This is a genomic window from Sphingomonas sp. UBA978 (assembly GCF_002292295.1).
Classification (GTDB): domain Bacteria; phylum Pseudomonadota; class Alphaproteobacteria; order Sphingomonadales; family Sphingomonadaceae; genus Sphingomonas.
On sequence record NZ_DBBS01000008.1, the window covers coordinates 1 to 15,090 of the forward strand.

Annotated in this window: 18 protein-coding genes; 10 read left to right on the forward strand and 8 right to left on the reverse strand. The window is 68.6% G+C overall.

Annotated features, from left to right (window positions below):
• Nucleotides 1-44 precede the first annotated feature (44 nt).
• Genes B2515_RS03630 through guaB form a run of 3 tightly spaced genes read right to left on the reverse strand, consistent with a single transcriptional unit; the run spans nucleotide 45 to nucleotide 3,232 of the window.
• Entirely contained in the window at nucleotides 45-572 is a 528-nt protein-coding gene (locus tag B2515_RS03630) for a tetratricopeptide repeat protein (protein WP_293873800.1), read from the reverse strand.
• A 32-nt stretch (nucleotides 573-604) separates the two neighbouring features.
• Entirely contained in the window at nucleotides 605-1,774 is a 1,170-nt protein-coding gene (locus tag B2515_RS03635; protein ID WP_293873803.1) for an RsmB/NOP family class I SAM-dependent RNA methyltransferase, read from the reverse strand.
• Nucleotides 1,775-3,232 carry an IMP dehydrogenase gene (gene guaB / locus B2515_RS03640; RefSeq protein ID WP_293873806.1) on the reverse strand — a complete coding sequence of 486 codons (1,458 nt, stop codon included), beginning with the start codon at nucleotides 3,230-3,232 and terminating at the stop codon, nucleotides 1,775-1,777.
• A 146-nt stretch (nucleotides 3,233-3,378) separates the two neighbouring features.
• Between guaB and B2515_RS03645 the strand changes: the two genes are divergently transcribed.
• Genes B2515_RS03645 through B2515_RS03655 form a run of 3 tightly spaced genes read left to right on the forward strand, consistent with a single transcriptional unit; the run spans nucleotide 3,379 to nucleotide 5,300 of the window.
• Complete coding sequence (locus B2515_RS03645) at nucleotides 3,379-4,353, forward strand: SPFH domain-containing protein (protein ID WP_293873809.1); 975 nt, start codon at nucleotides 3,379-3,381, stop codon at nucleotides 4,351-4,353.
• Entirely contained in the window at nucleotides 4,350-4,802 is a 453-nt protein-coding gene (locus tag B2515_RS03650; protein WP_293873812.1) for an NfeD family protein, read from the forward strand. Before B2515_RS03645 ends, B2515_RS03650 begins: the two co-directional genes overlap by 4 nt.
• Before the next feature lie 60 nt (nucleotides 4,803-4,862).
• Entirely contained in the window at nucleotides 4,863-5,300 is a 438-nt protein-coding gene (locus B2515_RS03655) for an acyl-CoA thioesterase (protein ID WP_293873814.1), read from the forward strand.
• A gap of 16 nt (nucleotides 5,301-5,316) precedes the next feature.
• On the opposite strand, the gene B2515_RS03660 is transcribed toward B2515_RS03655, so the two are convergent.
• The 4 genes from B2515_RS03660 to B2515_RS03675 all read right to left on the reverse strand — a co-directional run bounded on the left by B2515_RS03660 (nucleotide 5,317) and on the right by B2515_RS03675 (nucleotide 9,341).
• The gene (locus B2515_RS03660; RefSeq protein WP_293873817.1) at nucleotides 5,317-5,952 is read right to left on the reverse strand and encodes a class I SAM-dependent methyltransferase; all 636 of its coding nucleotides are present in this window, start codon (nucleotides 5,950-5,952) and stop codon (nucleotides 5,317-5,319) included.
• 1 nt (nucleotide 5,953) lies between these two features.
• On the reverse strand, nucleotides 5,954-7,174 hold the full coding sequence (locus tag B2515_RS03665) for a DUF3419 family protein (protein ID WP_293873819.1): 1,221 nt from the start codon (nucleotides 7,172-7,174) through the stop codon (nucleotides 5,954-5,956).
• A gap of 85 nt (nucleotides 7,175-7,259) precedes the next feature.
• Nucleotides 7,260-7,688, reverse strand: a complete 429-nt coding sequence (locus B2515_RS03670; protein ID WP_293873821.1) for a hypothetical protein — start codon at nucleotides 7,686-7,688, stop codon at nucleotides 7,260-7,262.
• A gap of 39 nt (nucleotides 7,689-7,727) precedes the next feature.
• Nucleotides 7,728-9,341: a phosphoenolpyruvate carboxykinase gene (locus B2515_RS03675; RefSeq protein ID WP_293873823.1), complete on the reverse strand. Its 1,614-nt coding sequence runs from the start codon at nucleotides 9,339-9,341 to the stop codon at nucleotides 7,728-7,730.
• Nucleotides 9,342-9,542: 201 nt separating this feature from the next.
• On the opposite strand from B2515_RS03675, the gene B2515_RS03680 reads away from it, so the two are divergent.
• The 7 genes from B2515_RS03680 to B2515_RS03710 all read left to right on the forward strand — a co-directional run bounded on the left by B2515_RS03680 (nucleotide 9,543) and on the right by B2515_RS03710 (nucleotide 14,758).
• A complete protein-coding gene (locus B2515_RS03680) occupies nucleotides 9,543-10,250 on the forward strand; it encodes a response regulator transcription factor (protein ID WP_293873825.1) in 708 nt (235 codons plus the stop codon).
• Complete coding sequence (locus B2515_RS03685) at nucleotides 10,219-11,793, forward strand: sensor histidine kinase (protein ID WP_293873827.1); 1,575 nt, start codon at nucleotides 10,219-10,221, stop codon at nucleotides 11,791-11,793. Before B2515_RS03680 ends, B2515_RS03685 begins: the two co-directional genes overlap by 32 nt.
• A gap of 13 nt (nucleotides 11,794-11,806) precedes the next feature.
• On the forward strand, nucleotides 11,807-12,241 hold the full coding sequence (locus B2515_RS03690) for an HPr kinase/phosphorylase (RefSeq protein ID WP_293873829.1): 435 nt from the start codon (nucleotides 11,807-11,809) through the stop codon (nucleotides 12,239-12,241).
• A gap of 10 nt (nucleotides 12,242-12,251) precedes the next feature.
• The gene (rapZ, locus tag B2515_RS03695) at nucleotides 12,252-13,160 is read left to right on the forward strand and encodes an RNase adapter RapZ (RefSeq protein ID WP_293873832.1); all 909 of its coding nucleotides are present in this window, start codon (nucleotides 12,252-12,254) and stop codon (nucleotides 13,158-13,160) included.
• 14 nt (nucleotides 13,161-13,174) lie between these two features.
• Nucleotides 13,175-13,582 carry a PTS sugar transporter subunit IIA gene (locus B2515_RS03700; protein ID WP_293873835.1) on the forward strand — a complete coding sequence of 136 codons (408 nt, stop codon included), beginning with the start codon at nucleotides 13,175-13,177 and terminating at the stop codon, nucleotides 13,580-13,582.
• The gene (locus B2515_RS03705; protein ID WP_293873838.1) at nucleotides 13,579-13,851 is read left to right on the forward strand and encodes an HPr family phosphocarrier protein; all 273 of its coding nucleotides are present in this window, start codon (nucleotides 13,579-13,581) and stop codon (nucleotides 13,849-13,851) included. Before B2515_RS03700 ends, B2515_RS03705 begins: the two co-directional genes overlap by 4 nt.
• A 91-nt stretch (nucleotides 13,852-13,942) precedes the next feature.
• Nucleotides 13,943-14,758, forward strand: a complete 816-nt coding sequence (locus tag B2515_RS03710) for a TrmH family RNA methyltransferase (protein WP_293873841.1) — start codon at nucleotides 13,943-13,945, stop codon at nucleotides 14,756-14,758.
• 92 nt (nucleotides 14,759-14,850) lie between these two features.
• On the opposite strand, the gene B2515_RS03715 is transcribed toward B2515_RS03710, so the two are convergent.
• A complete protein-coding gene (locus B2515_RS03715) occupies nucleotides 14,851-15,081 on the reverse strand; it encodes a hypothetical protein (RefSeq protein ID WP_293873844.1) in 231 nt (76 codons plus the stop codon).
• Nucleotides 15,082-15,090 lie beyond the last annotated feature (9 nt).

Here is a 15,090-nt window from a genome sequence, read left to right on the forward strand (position 1 = left end):
GGCTGAACATCACAGTTGCCCCCCCGACCCGATAAGCGGGCGCGTCAGTCCTGCGCGACCGGTTTTCCGTCGGGGGCCTTCGTTTCCGGCGCTTTCGTATCGGTCTGCGCGGTCGTGACCGGCGGCCCCTTGGCGATCACCGCGGCAAGCTGGTTCGCCTCGGGACAGCCCGCCTTGCACAGCGTGCGGATCTTGGCGAGGTTGCCCTTCGCGACTGCCACCGCACCCTTGGCGACCAGCGCTTCGCCCTGACCGCGGAGGGCGACGACGTCGTTGGGCTCCAGCGTCAGCGCTTCGCGATAGAGGCGGATCGCCTTGCCGGGCAGACCGCGGGTTTCCGCGACCTCGGCGAGCGTCACGAACGCCTGGCGGTTGCGCGGATCGACCGCCAGCGCGGTTTCGAGGAGGTCGGTCGCGCCGTCGAGATTGCCCACCGCACGCGCGGCACGCCCCTCCGCCAGCAGTTGCAACGAGCGGGCATCGATCTGGGTGTCGGGTCGCTGGCCGCTCAACGAGGTGGAGACGCATACCAGCGTCAGTGCTGCGGCGATGGCGACGGACGTAACGCGCATGAAGGTCTCCACTCGGGGCATCGCAGCGAGGATTAGCAGGGCCTTATCAGGCGCGCGACAAAAAAGCCGTCGGTGGCGTGGTGCAGCGGATCGAGGCGTAGGCCCTGCCCCCGCGCATTGCCTGCGGGCAGGTCGAGCGGTTCGGCGACCCAGCCGGGGTGGTCGGCGAGGAAGGCATCCACCTGCTCCGCCCCCTCGGCATCGAGCAGCGAACAGACGATATAGACCAGCGCGCCACCGGGGCGGACCAGCGGCGCGCCGATCGCCAGCACATGGCGCTGCTGCGCGACGAACCGCGCCAGCCGGTCGGGCGTGAGGCGCCACCGCGCCTCGGGATTGCGGCGCCACGTGCCGGTGCCCGAACAGGGCGCGTCGATCAGCACGCAATCGGCGAGTGCGCTCCAATCGCTCAGCGCGTCGGCCTCGCGCTGGGGATCGAGCAGCCGCGTCTCGACGATCGTGACGCCGGCGCGGGCCGCGCGCGGCGCCAGCCGGGACAGCCGGCCGCGATCGATATCGGCGGCGAGGATGCGCCCCTCGTTCGCCATCGCCGCGGCGAGCACGAGCGTCTTGCCGCCGCCGCCGGCGCACAGGTCGACGATCGCCTGACCGGGTGCGGCGCGGGCGGCGAGGCTGACGATCTGGCTGCCGGCGTCCTGCACTTCGAGCTGTCCGGCGAGCGGATCGATATTGGTCCCGGACGGCAGCCGGAGCGCATCGGCAAGCCCGGGGATCGCGGCACCGCCAAGCGCCTCGACCACCGCCATGTCGGCCGTCAGCCGGTTGATCCGCACGTCCAGCGGTGCGCGCTCGATCAGGGCCGCCTGCTGATCGGAGGCGATGTCCGACCGCTCTAGCGCCGCTGCGAGCCATGCGGGCACGACCCCGCCGACCGCGGCCGCTTCGTCCGCGGCGATCGGCGCCGGGCCGTACGTGGAACCGTCGAACGTCGCCGCCACGTCGCCATCCGCGGTTGCGACCGCCAGCATCGCAGCGCGGCCCGACGCGGGTATCTCGCCCGCGCGCCGGATGGCGGCATAGACGAGTTCGCGCACCGCGCGCCGGTCCTTCGACCCGGCATAGCGCCGCGTCGCGAAATAACGCGCGATCAGCGTGTCGGCCGCGGCCCCGCCCCCGCGTGCGGCCGCGATCACCTCGTCGAGCAGTTCGATCGCAGCCTGCGTGCGGGCGGCGGGCGTCACCTAGCGGGTCGGATAATTGGGGGCTTCACGCGTGATCGTCACGTCGTGGACGTGGCTTTCCTTGAGGCCGGCACCGGTGATCTGGACGAACTGCGCACGGCTCTGGAGATCGGGGATGGTGGCCGATCCGGTATAGCCCATCGCCGCCTTGATGCCGCCGACCAGCTGGTGGATCACGTCCTTGGCCGGGCCCTTATAGGCAACCTGTCCCTCGATCCCCTCCGGCACCAGCTTCATCTGGTCCTTGATATCGCCCTGGAAATAGCGATCCGCCGAACCGCGACCCATCGCGCCGACCGAGCCCATGCCGCGATAGGATTTGTAGGCACGACCCTGATACAGGAACGTTTCGCCCGGCGCCTCTTCGGTACCGGCGAGCAGCGAGCCGACCATGCAGGTCGACGCGCCCGCGGCCAAAGCCTTGGCGAGATCGCCCGAGGTGCGCAGCCCGCCGTCGGCGATGACCGGGACGCCATGCTTTGCGGCAGCCTCGGCGCAGTCCATCACCGCGGTCAGCTGCGGCACGCCGACGCCGGCGACGACGCGGGTGGTGCAGATCGATCCGGGGCCGATGCCGACCTTGATCCCGTCCGCGCCCGCATCGATCAGCGCACGCGTCGCCTCGCCGGTCGCGACATTGCCGGCGACGACCTGCACCGAATTGCTGAGCTTCTTGACCCGCTCGACCGCCCTTGCGACGTCGCGGTTGTGGCCGTGCGCGGTATCGATGACGATCAGGTCGCATTCGGCGTCGACCAGCGCCTCGGTCCGCTCGAACCCCTTGTCGCCGACCGTCGTCGCCGATGCGACGCGCAGGCGGCCGGCAGCATCCTTGGTCGCGGTAGGATAGGTCACCGCCTTTTCGATGTCCTTGACCGTGATGAGGCCGACGCAGCGATAGGCGTCGTCGACGACCAGCAGCTTCTCGATCCGCCGCTGGTGGAGCAGCACGCGCGCCTCCTCCTGCCCGACGTCGGTCGAGACGGTGGCGAGATTGTCGTGCGTCATCAGCTCGGCGACCGGCTGCTTGGGGTTGCCGGCGAAGCGGACGTCGCGGTTGGTGAGGATGCCGACCAGCTTGCCGTCGCTCTCCACCACCGGAATGCCGCTGATCTTGTGATGCGCCATCAGCGCCTGCGCCTCGGCCAGCGTCGCGGTCGGCGCGATCGTGATCGGATTGACCACCATGCCCGACTCGAAGCGCTTGACCTGCCGCACCGCGGCGACCTGTTCCTCGACCGACAGATTGCGATGCAGCACGCCGATGCCGCCCAGCTGCGCCATCACGATCGCCATGTCCGCCTCGGTTACGGTATCCATGGCCGAGGAAAGGATGGGGATATTCAGCGCGATGCCGCGCGTCAGCTGCGTGCGCGTGTCGGCGGTGCTCGGCAGGATGTCGGACTCGGCTGGTACGAGCAGGACGTCGTCGAAGGTGAGGCCGAGCCGGATGTTCAAGATGCCGTTCCTCGAGGGAGGGGAGAAGTGGCGGGCCATGTAACCGCAGTGCGGCGCGAGCGCTAGAGGGCGGACGCGCTGTGTCGGCGCAGCGGGTGTGCTATGCACCCATGACGGCACGGGGGAATCGTGCCGGCGGAGGCCATATGGGTATCACGATCGCTGCATTCGCCTTGCTTCTGGTGCTGTTCTACCTGTTCGCGAGCATCAAGATCGTCCGGCAGGGCTATCAATATACGATCGAGCATTTCGGTCGCTACACCACCACCGCGAGCCCCGGTTTCAACTTCTACCCCGCCTTCTTCTATCGCGTCGGCCGCAAGGTGAACATGATGGAACAGGTGATCGACATCCCGGGGCAGGAGATCATCACCAAGGACAATGCGATCGTCTCCACCGACGGCGTCGTCTTCTTCCAGGTGCTCGATGCCCCCAAGGCCGCCTATGAGGTGTCGGACCTGTATGTCGCGCTGCTCCAGCTGACGACGACGAACCTGCGCACGGTGATGGGGTCGATGGACCTCGACGAGACGCTGTCGAAGCGGGACGAGATCAATGCGCGGCTACTGTCGGTGGTCGATCACGCGACGGTGCCGTGGGGCGTCAAGATCACCCGCGTCGAGATCAAGGACATCCGACCGCCCGCCGACATCGTCACCGCAATGGGCCGCCAGATGAAGGCGGAGCGCGAGAAGCGGGCCAATATCCTCGAGGCCGAGGGCACGCGCGCGTCGGAGATCCTGCGTGCCGAGGGCCAGAAGCAGGCGCGCATCCTCGAATCGGAAGGCCGCAAGGAATCCGCGTTCCGCGATTCCGAAGCCCGCGAGCGCGCCGCCGAGGCGGAGGCCAAGGCGACGCTGGTCGTTTCCGAGGCGATCGAGCGCGGCGGTACGCAGGCGATCAACTATTTCATCGCCCAGAAATACGTCGAGGCGATCGGCAAGTTCGCGACCAGCCCCAATGCCAAGACGATCCTGTTCCCGGTCGAGGCGACGCAGCTGATCGGCACGTTGGGCGGGATCGGCGAACTCGCCAAGGACGCGCTCGGCAGCAAGGCCCCTGCCCCGTCGTCGTCCAAGCCGGACGCGAAGCGCGGGCCGTTCGAGCTGCCGCAGACGTGACGCTGGACGCGATCGGTGGCGCCGGCGGTGCGTGGCTGATCGCCGCGCTGGCGCTCGGCGTCGCCGAACTGCTGATCCCCGGCGTCTTTGCGGTGTTCCTCGCGATCGCCGCGGCGGTGGTGGGGCTGGCGATGCTGGTGGTGCCGGATATGCCGGTGGAGGCGCAGATCGCCGCCTTTGCGGTGTGGAGCGTGGTGACGGTGGCGGTCGGCCGGCGCTGGTACGTCGACTATCCCGTCGCCAGCAGCGATCCGCAGCTCAACGACCGGGCCGCGCGGATGATCGGGCAGGCCGTCGTCGTCGATGTCGCGATCGATGCGAACGGTGGCCGGGTGCGGATCGGCGACGGGTCATGGCCCGCCGATGGCCCCGCCGCCGCGGCCGGCGACCGCGTGCGGATCGTCGCGGTGCGCGGCGGGCTGGTCGTGGTCGAGCCGATCGACGGCTAAATGATTTCTATCGCCGCTTGGCAGGTGCCAGACGACGCCCGGCATGCTATATTGCATGGTGTGACGCAGAGTATCCCCCACCAGTATCCGATCGGCATCGATCCGGCCGACATCGACTTCATGGGGCACGTCAACAACGCCAGCTATCTGAAGTGGGTGCAGGATGCGGTGGTCAGCCACTGGCAGAAGCTGGCGCCGGCCGAGGCGGTGACGGCGCACCTCTGGGTCGCGCTGAAGCACGAGATCACCTATCGCAAGCCGACCTTCCTCGGCGACGACGTGATCGCGACGGTATTGCTCGAGAAGGTGCAGGGCGCCCGCGCCTTCTACGACACCGTCATCCGCCGCGGCGAAGAGGTGCTCGCCGAGGTGAAGTCGAGCTGGTGCTGCCTCGATGCGGAAACACTGAAGCCGGCACGGCTGGCCCGCGATATCGTCGAGCAATTCTTCCAGCGCGGCGACGGACCAATGCCGGCGACGGGCCTGGTCGAGCGCTGAGCGCACACCGCGCCGGTCAGCAGACCACCGCCTTGCACGCATAGCCATTCCACAGGCTTTCCGTTTCGCCGCGGCGCCGGTGACGATCCGCCAGCCGGGCGATCTCCGCCGCCAGATCGGCCCGCGGCGTCACGTCGAACCGGTCGAGCCAGGCGAGGAACGGCTTCCGCCACAGGGCCGGCCAGCCCGATTGCGTCCCGAAATCGACGACCGTCATCCGGCCGCCGGCGGCGGTGACCGCCAGACCCTGCGCCAGCGCCGCGCGCCATGGCGGGATCATCGACAAGGTGTAGCTGAACAGGACGCGATCGAACCGCGGCAATCCGAAAAGCGCAACCGCGTCAAACCCGGCGGCATCGCCCTGCGCGAGCACGATCCGGTCCGACAATCCGGCCGCCGCGATCTTCGCGCGGGCGGTCGCGAGCATCGCGTCGGAGATGTCGAGGCCGTAGAAGCGCGCCTCCGGCCACGCTTTGGCTGCGCGGATCAGGTTGCGGCCGGTGCCGCAGCCGATCTCCAGCACGGTATCGCCGCGACGCACGTCCAGTTCGTCGATCAGGCGATCGCGGCCGAACAGATAATATTTGCGCGTCAGGTCGTAGATATGACGCTGCACGCCATAGATGCGATCCATGCGGGCGGCGTGATCCATCTTACGCCTCCGCGAGGATATAGAGGTGGACCCCGCCATAGATGGCGGAGCGGTCCTGCGCGGTGAACCCGCGCGATGCCTCCGCTTGATAGCACCAGCGCGACAGGATCGCGTCCGGGATACGGCCGGGCATGATGTCCGCCTCCCCCGCCGTCCGGAACAGGATGCGCGAGCCGGGCCGGGCGGTGCGGGTGATCTGCGTCCATAGCGCCGCCAGTTGCGCGTCGGTCATCCAGTCCTGCGCATCGAGCAGAACGTAACGGTCGCACGATGCGACCGGCAGCGTCGCGAGATGATCTGTGAGGTTGGCGTGCATCAGCGCGATCCGGTCGACCCGGTTCACGACCGACGCATAATGCCGTGCCTGCAGATAGGGCGGCAGGGGCGCGGACGGCCCCTCGCCATAGCGACGGCCGAACGCCTGCCACGCGAAATAATTGTCGGTGAGGTCGAAATCGCAGGCGAGCTTTTCGAGCCGCTGCCGCAGCACGTCGGCCATCCGTCCGTCCCCGGCGAGCGCGTCGAATTGTGCGGGCGGAATGCCGAGCCCGAACAGCGATGCGGGCTGGTCAGTCAGCCATTTGACGAGGCCCCGGTCGAACACCGGCGCAACGTCGCGTTCGAAGATGATCCGCTGTTCCTCGAGCGTCTGCGCCTCGAGCAGCAGGCGCGGGTCGACGCCGTGCAGCCGCGCCAGCAGATGCGCCGCGCCGATGAAGCGGCCGAGCAGCCCGCGCTTGTGGACGCCATGCGCGAAGCCGCCGATCCGGCGCCGCCCGATGAGGTCGCGTCCCTCCCAATAGCGCCGGGTCGGCTCGTCGATGTGCGGCCGGATGTGGCGCTGATAGGCATCGAGATTGTCGCGGCTGGCGGCATGGCCGAAGAAGCGCAGGAAGCTCGCATGGTCCGGCAGGTGCCGCGCCGCGGCGAGCTTCAGCGTGCCTAGCGCGATATGCGCGGTGTTGAGATCGACCGCGGTGATCGCGTCGGGATTGGCGGTGAGATAGGAGAGCGCGTTGCAGCCGCCCGAGGCGATCGTCACGACATGGCAATCGGGCGTGATCGCCAGCGCCGCCATGTCGACGACCGGGTCTTCCCAGATCTGCGCATAGACGAGCCCGCGGAACGCCCAGGCGAAGGCGCGTTCCAGCAGCCCCTGTTTCGACAATTGCCCGTGCCGCTGCATCGCCGCGGCCACCGCCTTTTGCGTCTTGCCCGTCATCGCCCGTCGCCCCCATTGCCGTCGGCGGCGCCTTGCGCCCCCATTGTGGCGCGGCGGGGTCGATCGTGCGATGCTGGCGTGACAGTCAAGGGGCGATAAAGGTTCGCCGCGCCGCGACCGACATCAGCCGTTCGCGCGAATAGACGCGCAGCGGCCAGTCCCGCCCGCCGCAGGGCGCGGCGAGCAGCGCGTTCACCGTATCGACCAGCGGCTCGTCCTGTGGACGCGCCGCCAGAAAGGCGCGCGTGCTTGCCAGATAGGTCCGCGTGATCGTCTCGTGATAGCCCTGCGTGTCGTCGTTCACGCCGCCCGCCGCGACATTGTAGCGCCGGATGATCGTGCCGATGTCACGGTCGAGATCGACGTCGGGGCGCATCCGGATCAGCCAGGCGGTGGCGGCGAGATGCGCCTCGTGCGTCCATGCCGCACGGGGCAATGTGGCGGCGAGCAGCCCCTCGCCGATCGCGATGATGTCGGCGGTCGTGGAGAAGAAGCGGATCGGGGGAACGGTCATGACGGGGTCCTTGGGGCACCCGGTCATGACCGGGTGGTATCAGGCGGGTTCGGCGACGCGTGGCGCGGATTGTCGCACCCCCTCGTCGACATGCTCGGCGAATTGCGCGAAATTCTCCACGAACAGGTCGACCAGCTTCGCCGCGGTGGCGTCGTAATCGGCGCGATTCGCCCAGGTCGCGCGCGGGTCGAGGATCGCGGGATCGACCCCCGGCACCGCCACCGGCACCGCGAAGCCGAAATTGGGATCGGTGCGGAATTCGGCGTCCTTGAGGCTGCCGTCGAGCGCGGCGTTGAGCAGGGCGCGGGTCGCCTTGATCGGCATGCGGTTGCCGGTGCCGTATTTGCCGCCCGTCCAGCCGGTGTTGACCAGCCAGCAGTCGACCCCGCCCTTCGCGATCCGCTCCTTGAGCAAATTGCCGTAGATCGACGGGTGGCGTGGCATGAACGGCGCGCCGAAGCAGGTGGAGAAGGTCGCGTCGGGTTCGGTGACGCCGATCTCGGTGCCCGCGACGCGCGCGGTATAGCCGGACAGGAAATGGTACATCGCCTGATCCGGCGTCAGCCGTGCGATCGGCGGCAGCACGCCATAGGCATCCGCGGTGAGCATCACGATGTTCTTCGGCACCCCGCCCATATTCTCCGCCGAGGCATTGGGGATGAAGTCGATCGGATAGGCGCCGCGGCTGTTCTCGGCGAGGCTGTTGTCGTCGAGGTCGAGCTGGCGCGTGACCGGGTCCATCACGACATTCTCGAGCACCGTGCCGAAACGCTTGGTCGTGGCGAAGATCTCCGGCTCGGCATCGCGCGACAGGCGGATCATCTTGGCATAGCAGCCGCCCTCGAAATTGAAGACGGCGGTGTCGGACCAGCCATGTTCGTCGTCGCCGATCAGCGTGCGGCTGGCGTCCGCGCTGAGCGTCGTCTTGCCGGTGCCCGACAGGCCGAAGAACACCGCGGTCGATCCGTCCGCGCCCATGTTGGCCGAACAATGCATCGGCATCACGCCGGTCGTCGGCAGCAGATAGTTGAGCAGGCCGAACACCGATTTCTTCATCTCGCCGGCATATTTCGTGCCGCCGATCAGGATCAGCTTTTCCGTGAAATTGACCGCGATCACCGTCTCGCTACGGGTGCCGTGCCGGGCGGGATCGGCGCGGAAGCTCGGCAGGTCGATGATCGTATATTCCGGCTCGAAGCCGGCGAGTTCATGCTCCTCGGGACGGACCAGCATCGTGCGGATAAACAGGTTGTGCCACGCGAGTTCGTTGATGACGCGGACGCGGACGCGGTTCTCCGGCTGCGATCCGCCGTACAGATCCTGGACGAACAGATGCTCCCGGTCGCGGAGTGCGGCGAGGACATCGGCCTTCAACGCGGCGAAATGCGCCGGGCTCATCCCCTTGTTGGACTTGCCCCACCAGACGGTGTCCTCGGTCCCGGCATCGCGGACGATGAACTTGTCCTGCGCGGAACGACCGGTGTGCCGGCCCGTCTCGACGACCAGCGGCCCGTCGGCGGACAGCTTGCCCTCGCCGCGCGCGACGGCGGCCTCGACCAGCTGGGCGGTGACCAGATTCCAGTGCAGATCGGCGCGGGTCTCGATACCCTGCGCGGCAAGTCCGGCGTGCGGAATACGCTCGTTCACAAACATCCTCCCAATGTTACGGCCTGACGCACGCATCCTGGGGAGGGTCTGCACGTACGTCGGCGATGCAGCCGGCATAATCGGCGCGGATGCGGCCGTCAAACCGGCCGGGCGGGGCAAAGCGCGGCGCCGGGGACGACGGGCGGTTGAGCCGGCGCGCGCTTTGCCCTACCGCGGGGCGATCATGGGCCTGAGGCTTTTCCCCGCATGACGGCGACGATCGCGCTGGTCGACGATGACCGCAACATCCTGACATCCGTTTCGATCGCCCTCCAGACCGAAGGGTTCCTGACCCGCGTCTATTCGGATGGCGAGACGGCGCTGAAGGCGCTGACCGACAATCCGCCCGATCTGGCGATCTTCGACATCAAGATGCCGCGGATGGACGGGCTGGAGCTGCTGCGCCGGTTGCGCGAGAAGAGCCAGATTCCGGTCATCTTCCTGACCAGCAAGGACGATGAGCTGGACGAGGCGCTCGGCCTCGCGATGGGCGCCGACGATTACATCGCCAAGCCGTTCAGCCAGCGCCTGCTGATCGCGCGGATCCGGGCGATCCTGCGCCGGACCGAACTCGCCAGTTCGCCGGCCGAGGAGAGCGATGCTGCGGGGGCCGGGCCGCTGGTGCGCGGGCGGCTGTCGATGGACCCGGCGCGGCATCGCACGACCTGGGGCGACGAACCGGTGACGCTGACCGTGACCGAATTCCTGATCCTCGAAACGCTGGCGCAGCGGCCCGGCATCGTGAAGACGCGCAACCAGTTGATGGATGCCGCCTATCACGACGACATCTATGTCGACGACCGCACGATCGACAGCCACATCAAGCGCCTGCGCCGCAAGTTCCGGCAGGTCGACCCGACCTTCGATTCGATCGAGACATTGTATGGCGCCGGCTACCGATTCTCCGAGGAGTGAGCCGCGGCTGGAGGGCGCCGACCTCGCGTTGCGCTGGTCGGGGCAGATCTCGCTTACCCGGCGGATTCTTGCGGTCAACATCTTCGCGCTGCTGCTGCTCGCCGGCGGCTTCTTCTACCTCGATTCCTACCGCAGCCGGATCGTCGACGGGCGCGTCGCGCAGGCGAGCCGCGAGGCACGGCTGATCGGGGAGGCGCTGGCGATGGTCCGCGCCGACCAGCGCGACGACCTCATCGCGCGGCTCGCCGACGATACCGGCGCGCGGTTGCGGGTGTTCGCCGCCGACGGCCGCACAGTGGTCGACAGCCGCGTGCTGGGGGTGCGCAACGCCATCCTGCTCGACCCCGACAAGCAGCAATGGGACCAGACCGTCGCGCGGTTCCTCGATGCCGGGATCGACACGGTCGTCGGCGCCGCGCGGCCGCCGCTCTATCGCGAGCGCAAGGACGGGCGGCAATGGCCCGACGTCGCCGCGGCCTGGCGGCAGCGCCGCCCCTCTGCGAGCGTGTGGCGTGCGCCGGACCGCACCCCGGTCATCACCGCGGCGGCGCCGCTGCCCGGCGGGGTGGTGATGACGACGGTCAATGCGCGCGACATCACGCAGACGGTGCGGATCGAGCGGTTCCGGCTCAGCCTCGTGCTGCTGGTCGTGACGATCGTGTCGGTGCTGCTGTCGCTGTTCCTCGCGCGGACGATCGTGCGGCCGCTGCGGCGCCTCGCGCGGGCCGCGGTCCGCGTCCGGCTGGGCCGCGCGCGCGAGGTGGTGGTACCGCGCCTGCCCTCGCGCCGCGACGAGATCGGCAGCCTGGCGCGCGCGCTGTCGGACATGAGCCTCGCGCTGCGCGCGCGGATCGACGCGACCGAGGCGTTCGCCGCCGACGTGACGCATGAAATGAAGAACCCGCTCGCCTCGCTGCGGTCGGCGGTCGAGGGGCTGGGCGCGGTCAGGGATCCCGAATTGCAGGCGCGGTTGCTCGCGATCGTCCGCGACGACGTGCACCGGCTGGACCGGCTGATTACCGACATCTCCGAAGCCTCCCGCCTCGATGCGCAATTGAGCCGTGCCAAGTTCGAGCCGCTGGACGTCGCGGCGATGATCGATGCGCTGGTCGGGCAGCGGATCGCGCGCGAGGTCGAGCGCGGCGTGCGGTTGCGCTTCGACCATCAGGGGGGGGCGCTGGTCACCGTCGGCGAGGGCGCGCGGCTGGAGCGGGTGTTCGAGAATTTGATCGACAACGCGCTGTCCTTCTCGCCGGACGAGGGGTTGATCGCGATCGCCGTCGGGCGCGAGGGCGGCGATATCGTCGTCCGGATTGAGGACGAGGGGCCGGGTGTGCCGGAGGAAGCGCGCGAGGCGATCTTTCGCCGCTTCCAGTCGATCCGTCCCGAGAGCGAGGCGTTCGGTCAGCATTCCGGCCTGGGCCTCGCCATTGCGCGAACCATCGTCGAGGCGCATCAGGGCAGCATCGCCGTCGAATCGCGCGAGGATCGGCTGGGCGGTGCGCGCTTCGTCGTCCGACTGCCGCTCGCCGACGGCCCCTAGACGGTACGGAGCCATGGCAACTCTCTCATCGGAAACCCTCTACGCAACCAGCGTGGCGATCGACGGCCGTGCCGTGCTGCTCGAGGGCCAGTCGGGCACGGGCAAGTCCGACCTCGCGCTGCGACTGATCGATCGCGGCGCTTTGCTGGTCAGTGACGACCAGACCCTGCTGGTGCGCAGGGACGGGCAGCTTCTGGCCCGCGCACCCGGCACGATCCGCGGGCAGATCGAGGTGCGCGGCCTCGGGATCGTTACGATGCACCATGTCGAGGACGTGCCGGTCGCGCTGATCGTGCGGCTGGGCGTCGAACCGATGCGGATGCCCGAGCGGCGCCAGCGCCGCCTTGCCGGCGTCGTCGTGCGCGAGATGGCGTTCGAGGCCTTCCATGCCTCCACGCCGCTCAAGATCGAATGGGCGTTGCGCCAGCCCGATGCGACCCCGGCGTGAGAGCGGCGGCATGACCAAGGACATCCTGCTCGTCACCGGCCTGTCGGGCGCCGGCAAGTCGACCGTGCTGAAGACGCTGGAGGACCTGGGGTGGGAGGTCGTCGACAATTTGCCGCTGGTGCTGCTCGACCGGCTGCTCGAGGCGCCGCTGTCGGCGGGGCGTTCGGACGAATCGCAGCCGCTCGCAATCGGAATCGGCACGCAGACGCGCGACTTCGTGCCGGAGCGGATCGTCGAGCGCATCCGCACGCTGCGGTCGGTCCACGATCTCGACGTCGGCATGCTGTTCCTCGACTGTTCGGGTGCCGAGCTGGAGCGGCGCTATTCGGAGACGCGGCGGCGGCATCCGCTCGCACCCGACCGCCCGGCCCAGGACGGCATCGCCCGCGAACGCGACCTGCTGCGCCCGCTGCGCGACTGGGCGAACCGCCTGGTCGACACCACGGACCTCAACGCCAATGCGCTGGCGCAACAGATCCGCACGACGTTTCCGGCATCGGGCCGCGATGCGCCGGTGCTGTCGATCCAGTCGTTCGGCTTCGCGCGCGGCCTGCCGCGCAACGCCGATCTGGTGTTCGACATGCGGTTCCTGCGCAATCCGCATTGGGACGCGGCGCTGCGGCCAGGCACGGGACTGGACCCGGAAGTCGCCGCCTATGTCGCCGGGGACCCGGCCTATCCGGCGGCGATGGAGCAGATCGGCGCGCTGCTCGAATTGCTGATCCCGCGCTACCGCGCGGAGGGGAAATCCTATGTCAGCATCGCGATCGGCTGTACCGGAGGGAGACACCGGTCGGTCCATGTCGCGGAGCATCTGGGTACGCGGTTGCGCGCAGCGGGTTTTTCGCCCACCATCACGCATCGCGACCTGGGGGCCGCGCCGCAGGACTCGCTCGAGGGGCCGCCGGCCAGCAAATGAGTAACGTATCTGAGATGATTGGCCTCGTTCTGGTGACGCACGGGCGGCTTGCTGAAGAGTTCGTGACCGCGATGGTCCATGTCGTCGGCCCGCAGGAGCGGATCGCGACGATTTCCATCGGTCCCGACGACGACATGGAGGAGCGCCGCGCCGACATCGCCGCGGCGATCGCCGCGGTCGACGGCGGACGGGGCGTGATCGTGCTGACCGACCTGTTCGGCGGCACGCCGTCCAACCTCGCCATCTCGCTGATGGAGCGGGGCCGGGTCGAGGTGATCGCGGGGATGAACCTGCCGATGCTGATCCGGCTGGGGTCAGCGCGCAAGGCGATGCGCGTGGTCGAGGCGGTCGCCGCGGCGCGCGAGGCCGGGCGCAAATATATTTCGGTCGCGTCCGAGGTTCTGGGCGAGGCGGCGGCGTGAGCGAGATCGCGCGCACGGTGCTCATCACCAACAAGCGCGGTCTGCACGCGCGGGCGAGCGCGAAGTTCGTCACCCTCGCCTCCAGCCAGCCGTGCGAGGTGCAGGTCCGCAAGGATGATGGCGCAGTCACCGGCACCTCTATCATGGGCCTGATGATGCTCGGCGCGGCGAAGGGCGACGAGATCACGATCAGCGCGACGGGCGACGGCGCCGAGGCGGCGGTGGGGGCGCTGGTCGAACTGGTCGAGGCGAAATTCGGCGAGGACTGATCGCGGTTCGGCCCGGCGGCTGAACCGCGCGAGCCGGCCGGATCGTTTTGGCCTTGCGTCCGCCTGCCGCCGGCGCGAAGGCCGACCGGCCATGCCCCGTGAAATCACCGCCTTTTCGAACCCGCTCGTCAAATATGCGCGCGAACTGCGCGACAAGAAGCATCGCCGCGGCGCCCGCCAGTTCATGGCGGAGGGGCTGCGCATCCTCACCGAGGCGCGCGACACCGGGCGGCTGCCGAGCATCCTCTTCTATGCGGCGGGCAATGCCGACCATCCGCTGGTCCATGCGCTGTCGATCGACGTCGAGATGGCGGGCGGCGAATCGATCCAAACGACGCCCGATATCATGTCCAAGCTATCGGGGAAGGACAATCCGCAGGCGGTCGTCGGGGTGTTCGACGAATTCGATGCCGGGCTGGACGACCTCGACCGGTCGGCGGCGGGGATATGGCTGGTCGCGGAGCGGCTGCGCGATCCCGGCAACCTCGGCACGATCCTGCGCACCGCCGACGCGGTCGGCGCAGGCGGGCTGATCCTGATCGGCGAATGCGTCGATCCCTTCTCGGTCGAGGCGGTGCGCGCGAGCATGGGCGCGCTGTTCACGATCCCGGTGGTGAAGAGCGAATGGGCGCCGTTCCTCGCCTGGCTGCGGCAGGGGCCGGGGCAACTGGTCGGGCTGAGCCTCGATACCGAGCACGATTATCGGAGCGCGCGCTACGAGGCGCCGACGTTCCTGCTGACCGGGAACGAGGCGCAGGGCATGCCGGCGGACTATGCCGTGGCCTGCGACCTGCTGGTCAAGATCCCGATGCTGGGGAAGGCGGACAGCCTCAACGCCGCGGTGGCAACGGCGGTGATGGCCTATGAGGTGCTGGCCCAGCAGCGCGCGTCGCCGTCCGCAACATAGACATTGTGACGGAAACGATCGACGTCCGTCGTGTCGTTTCCGTCCATGATCGGGGTAGCAGCGACAAGACGGCGCGTTGCCGTCGGAAGGCGTCAGCCGCGGACCATGCCGGAGACGCGCACCCTGCCGCCGTGATCGACGATCCGTCCGGATACCATGCCGCTGATGCGAACGCTGGCATCGGGTTCGACAATGACGTCGCCGGCGATCATCCCGCTGATGCGGACATCGCAGCCCGATTTCACGATCACGTCGCCGGCGATCATCCCCGATACGCGGCCGTCACGGTCCATGACGAGATCGCCAGCGTGCATGCCGCGCATTCGCACTCT

Coding starts and splice junctions, on each gene's coding strand:
- B2515_RS03675 (WP_293873823.1), bottom strand. CDS start 9,341: ATGTTTGTGAACGAGCGTATTCCGCACGCCGGACTTGCCGCGCAGGGT.
- B2515_RS03645 (WP_293873809.1), top strand. CDS start 3,379: ATGGGTATCACGATCGCTGCATTCGCCTTGCTTCTGGTGCTGTTCTAC.
- B2515_RS03690 (WP_293873829.1), top strand. CDS start 11,807: ATGGCAACTCTCTCATCGGAAACCCTCTACGCAACCAGCGTGGCGATC.
- B2515_RS03630 (WP_293873800.1), bottom strand. CDS start 572: ATGCGCGTTACGTCCGTCGCCATCGCCGCAGCACTGACGCTGGTATGC.
- B2515_RS03710 (WP_293873841.1), top strand. CDS start 13,943: ATGCCCCGTGAAATCACCGCCTTTTCGAACCCGCTCGTCAAATATGCG.
- B2515_RS03700 (WP_293873835.1), top strand. CDS start 13,175: ATGATTGGCCTCGTTCTGGTGACGCACGGGCGGCTTGCTGAAGAGTTC.
- B2515_RS03680 (WP_293873825.1), top strand. CDS start 9,543: ATGACGGCGACGATCGCGCTGGTCGACGATGACCGCAACATCCTGACA.
- rapZ (WP_293873832.1), top strand. CDS start 12,252: ATGACCAAGGACATCCTGCTCGTCACCGGCCTGTCGGGCGCCGGCAAG.
- B2515_RS03660 (WP_293873817.1), bottom strand. CDS start 5,952: ATGGATCACGCCGCCCGCATGGATCGCATCTATGGCGTGCAGCGTCAT.
- B2515_RS03670 (WP_293873821.1), bottom strand. CDS start 7,688: ATGACCGTTCCCCCGATCCGCTTCTTCTCCACGACCGCCGACATCATC.
- B2515_RS03685 (WP_293873827.1), top strand. CDS start 10,219: ATGGCGCCGGCTACCGATTCTCCGAGGAGTGAGCCGCGGCTGGAGGGC.
- B2515_RS03715 (WP_293873844.1), bottom strand. CDS start 15,081: ATGCGCGGCATGCACGCTGGCGATCTCGTCATGGACCGTGACGGCCGC.
- B2515_RS03665 (WP_293873819.1), bottom strand. CDS start 7,174: ATGACGGGCAAGACGCAAAAGGCGGTGGCCGCGGCGATGCAGCGGCAC.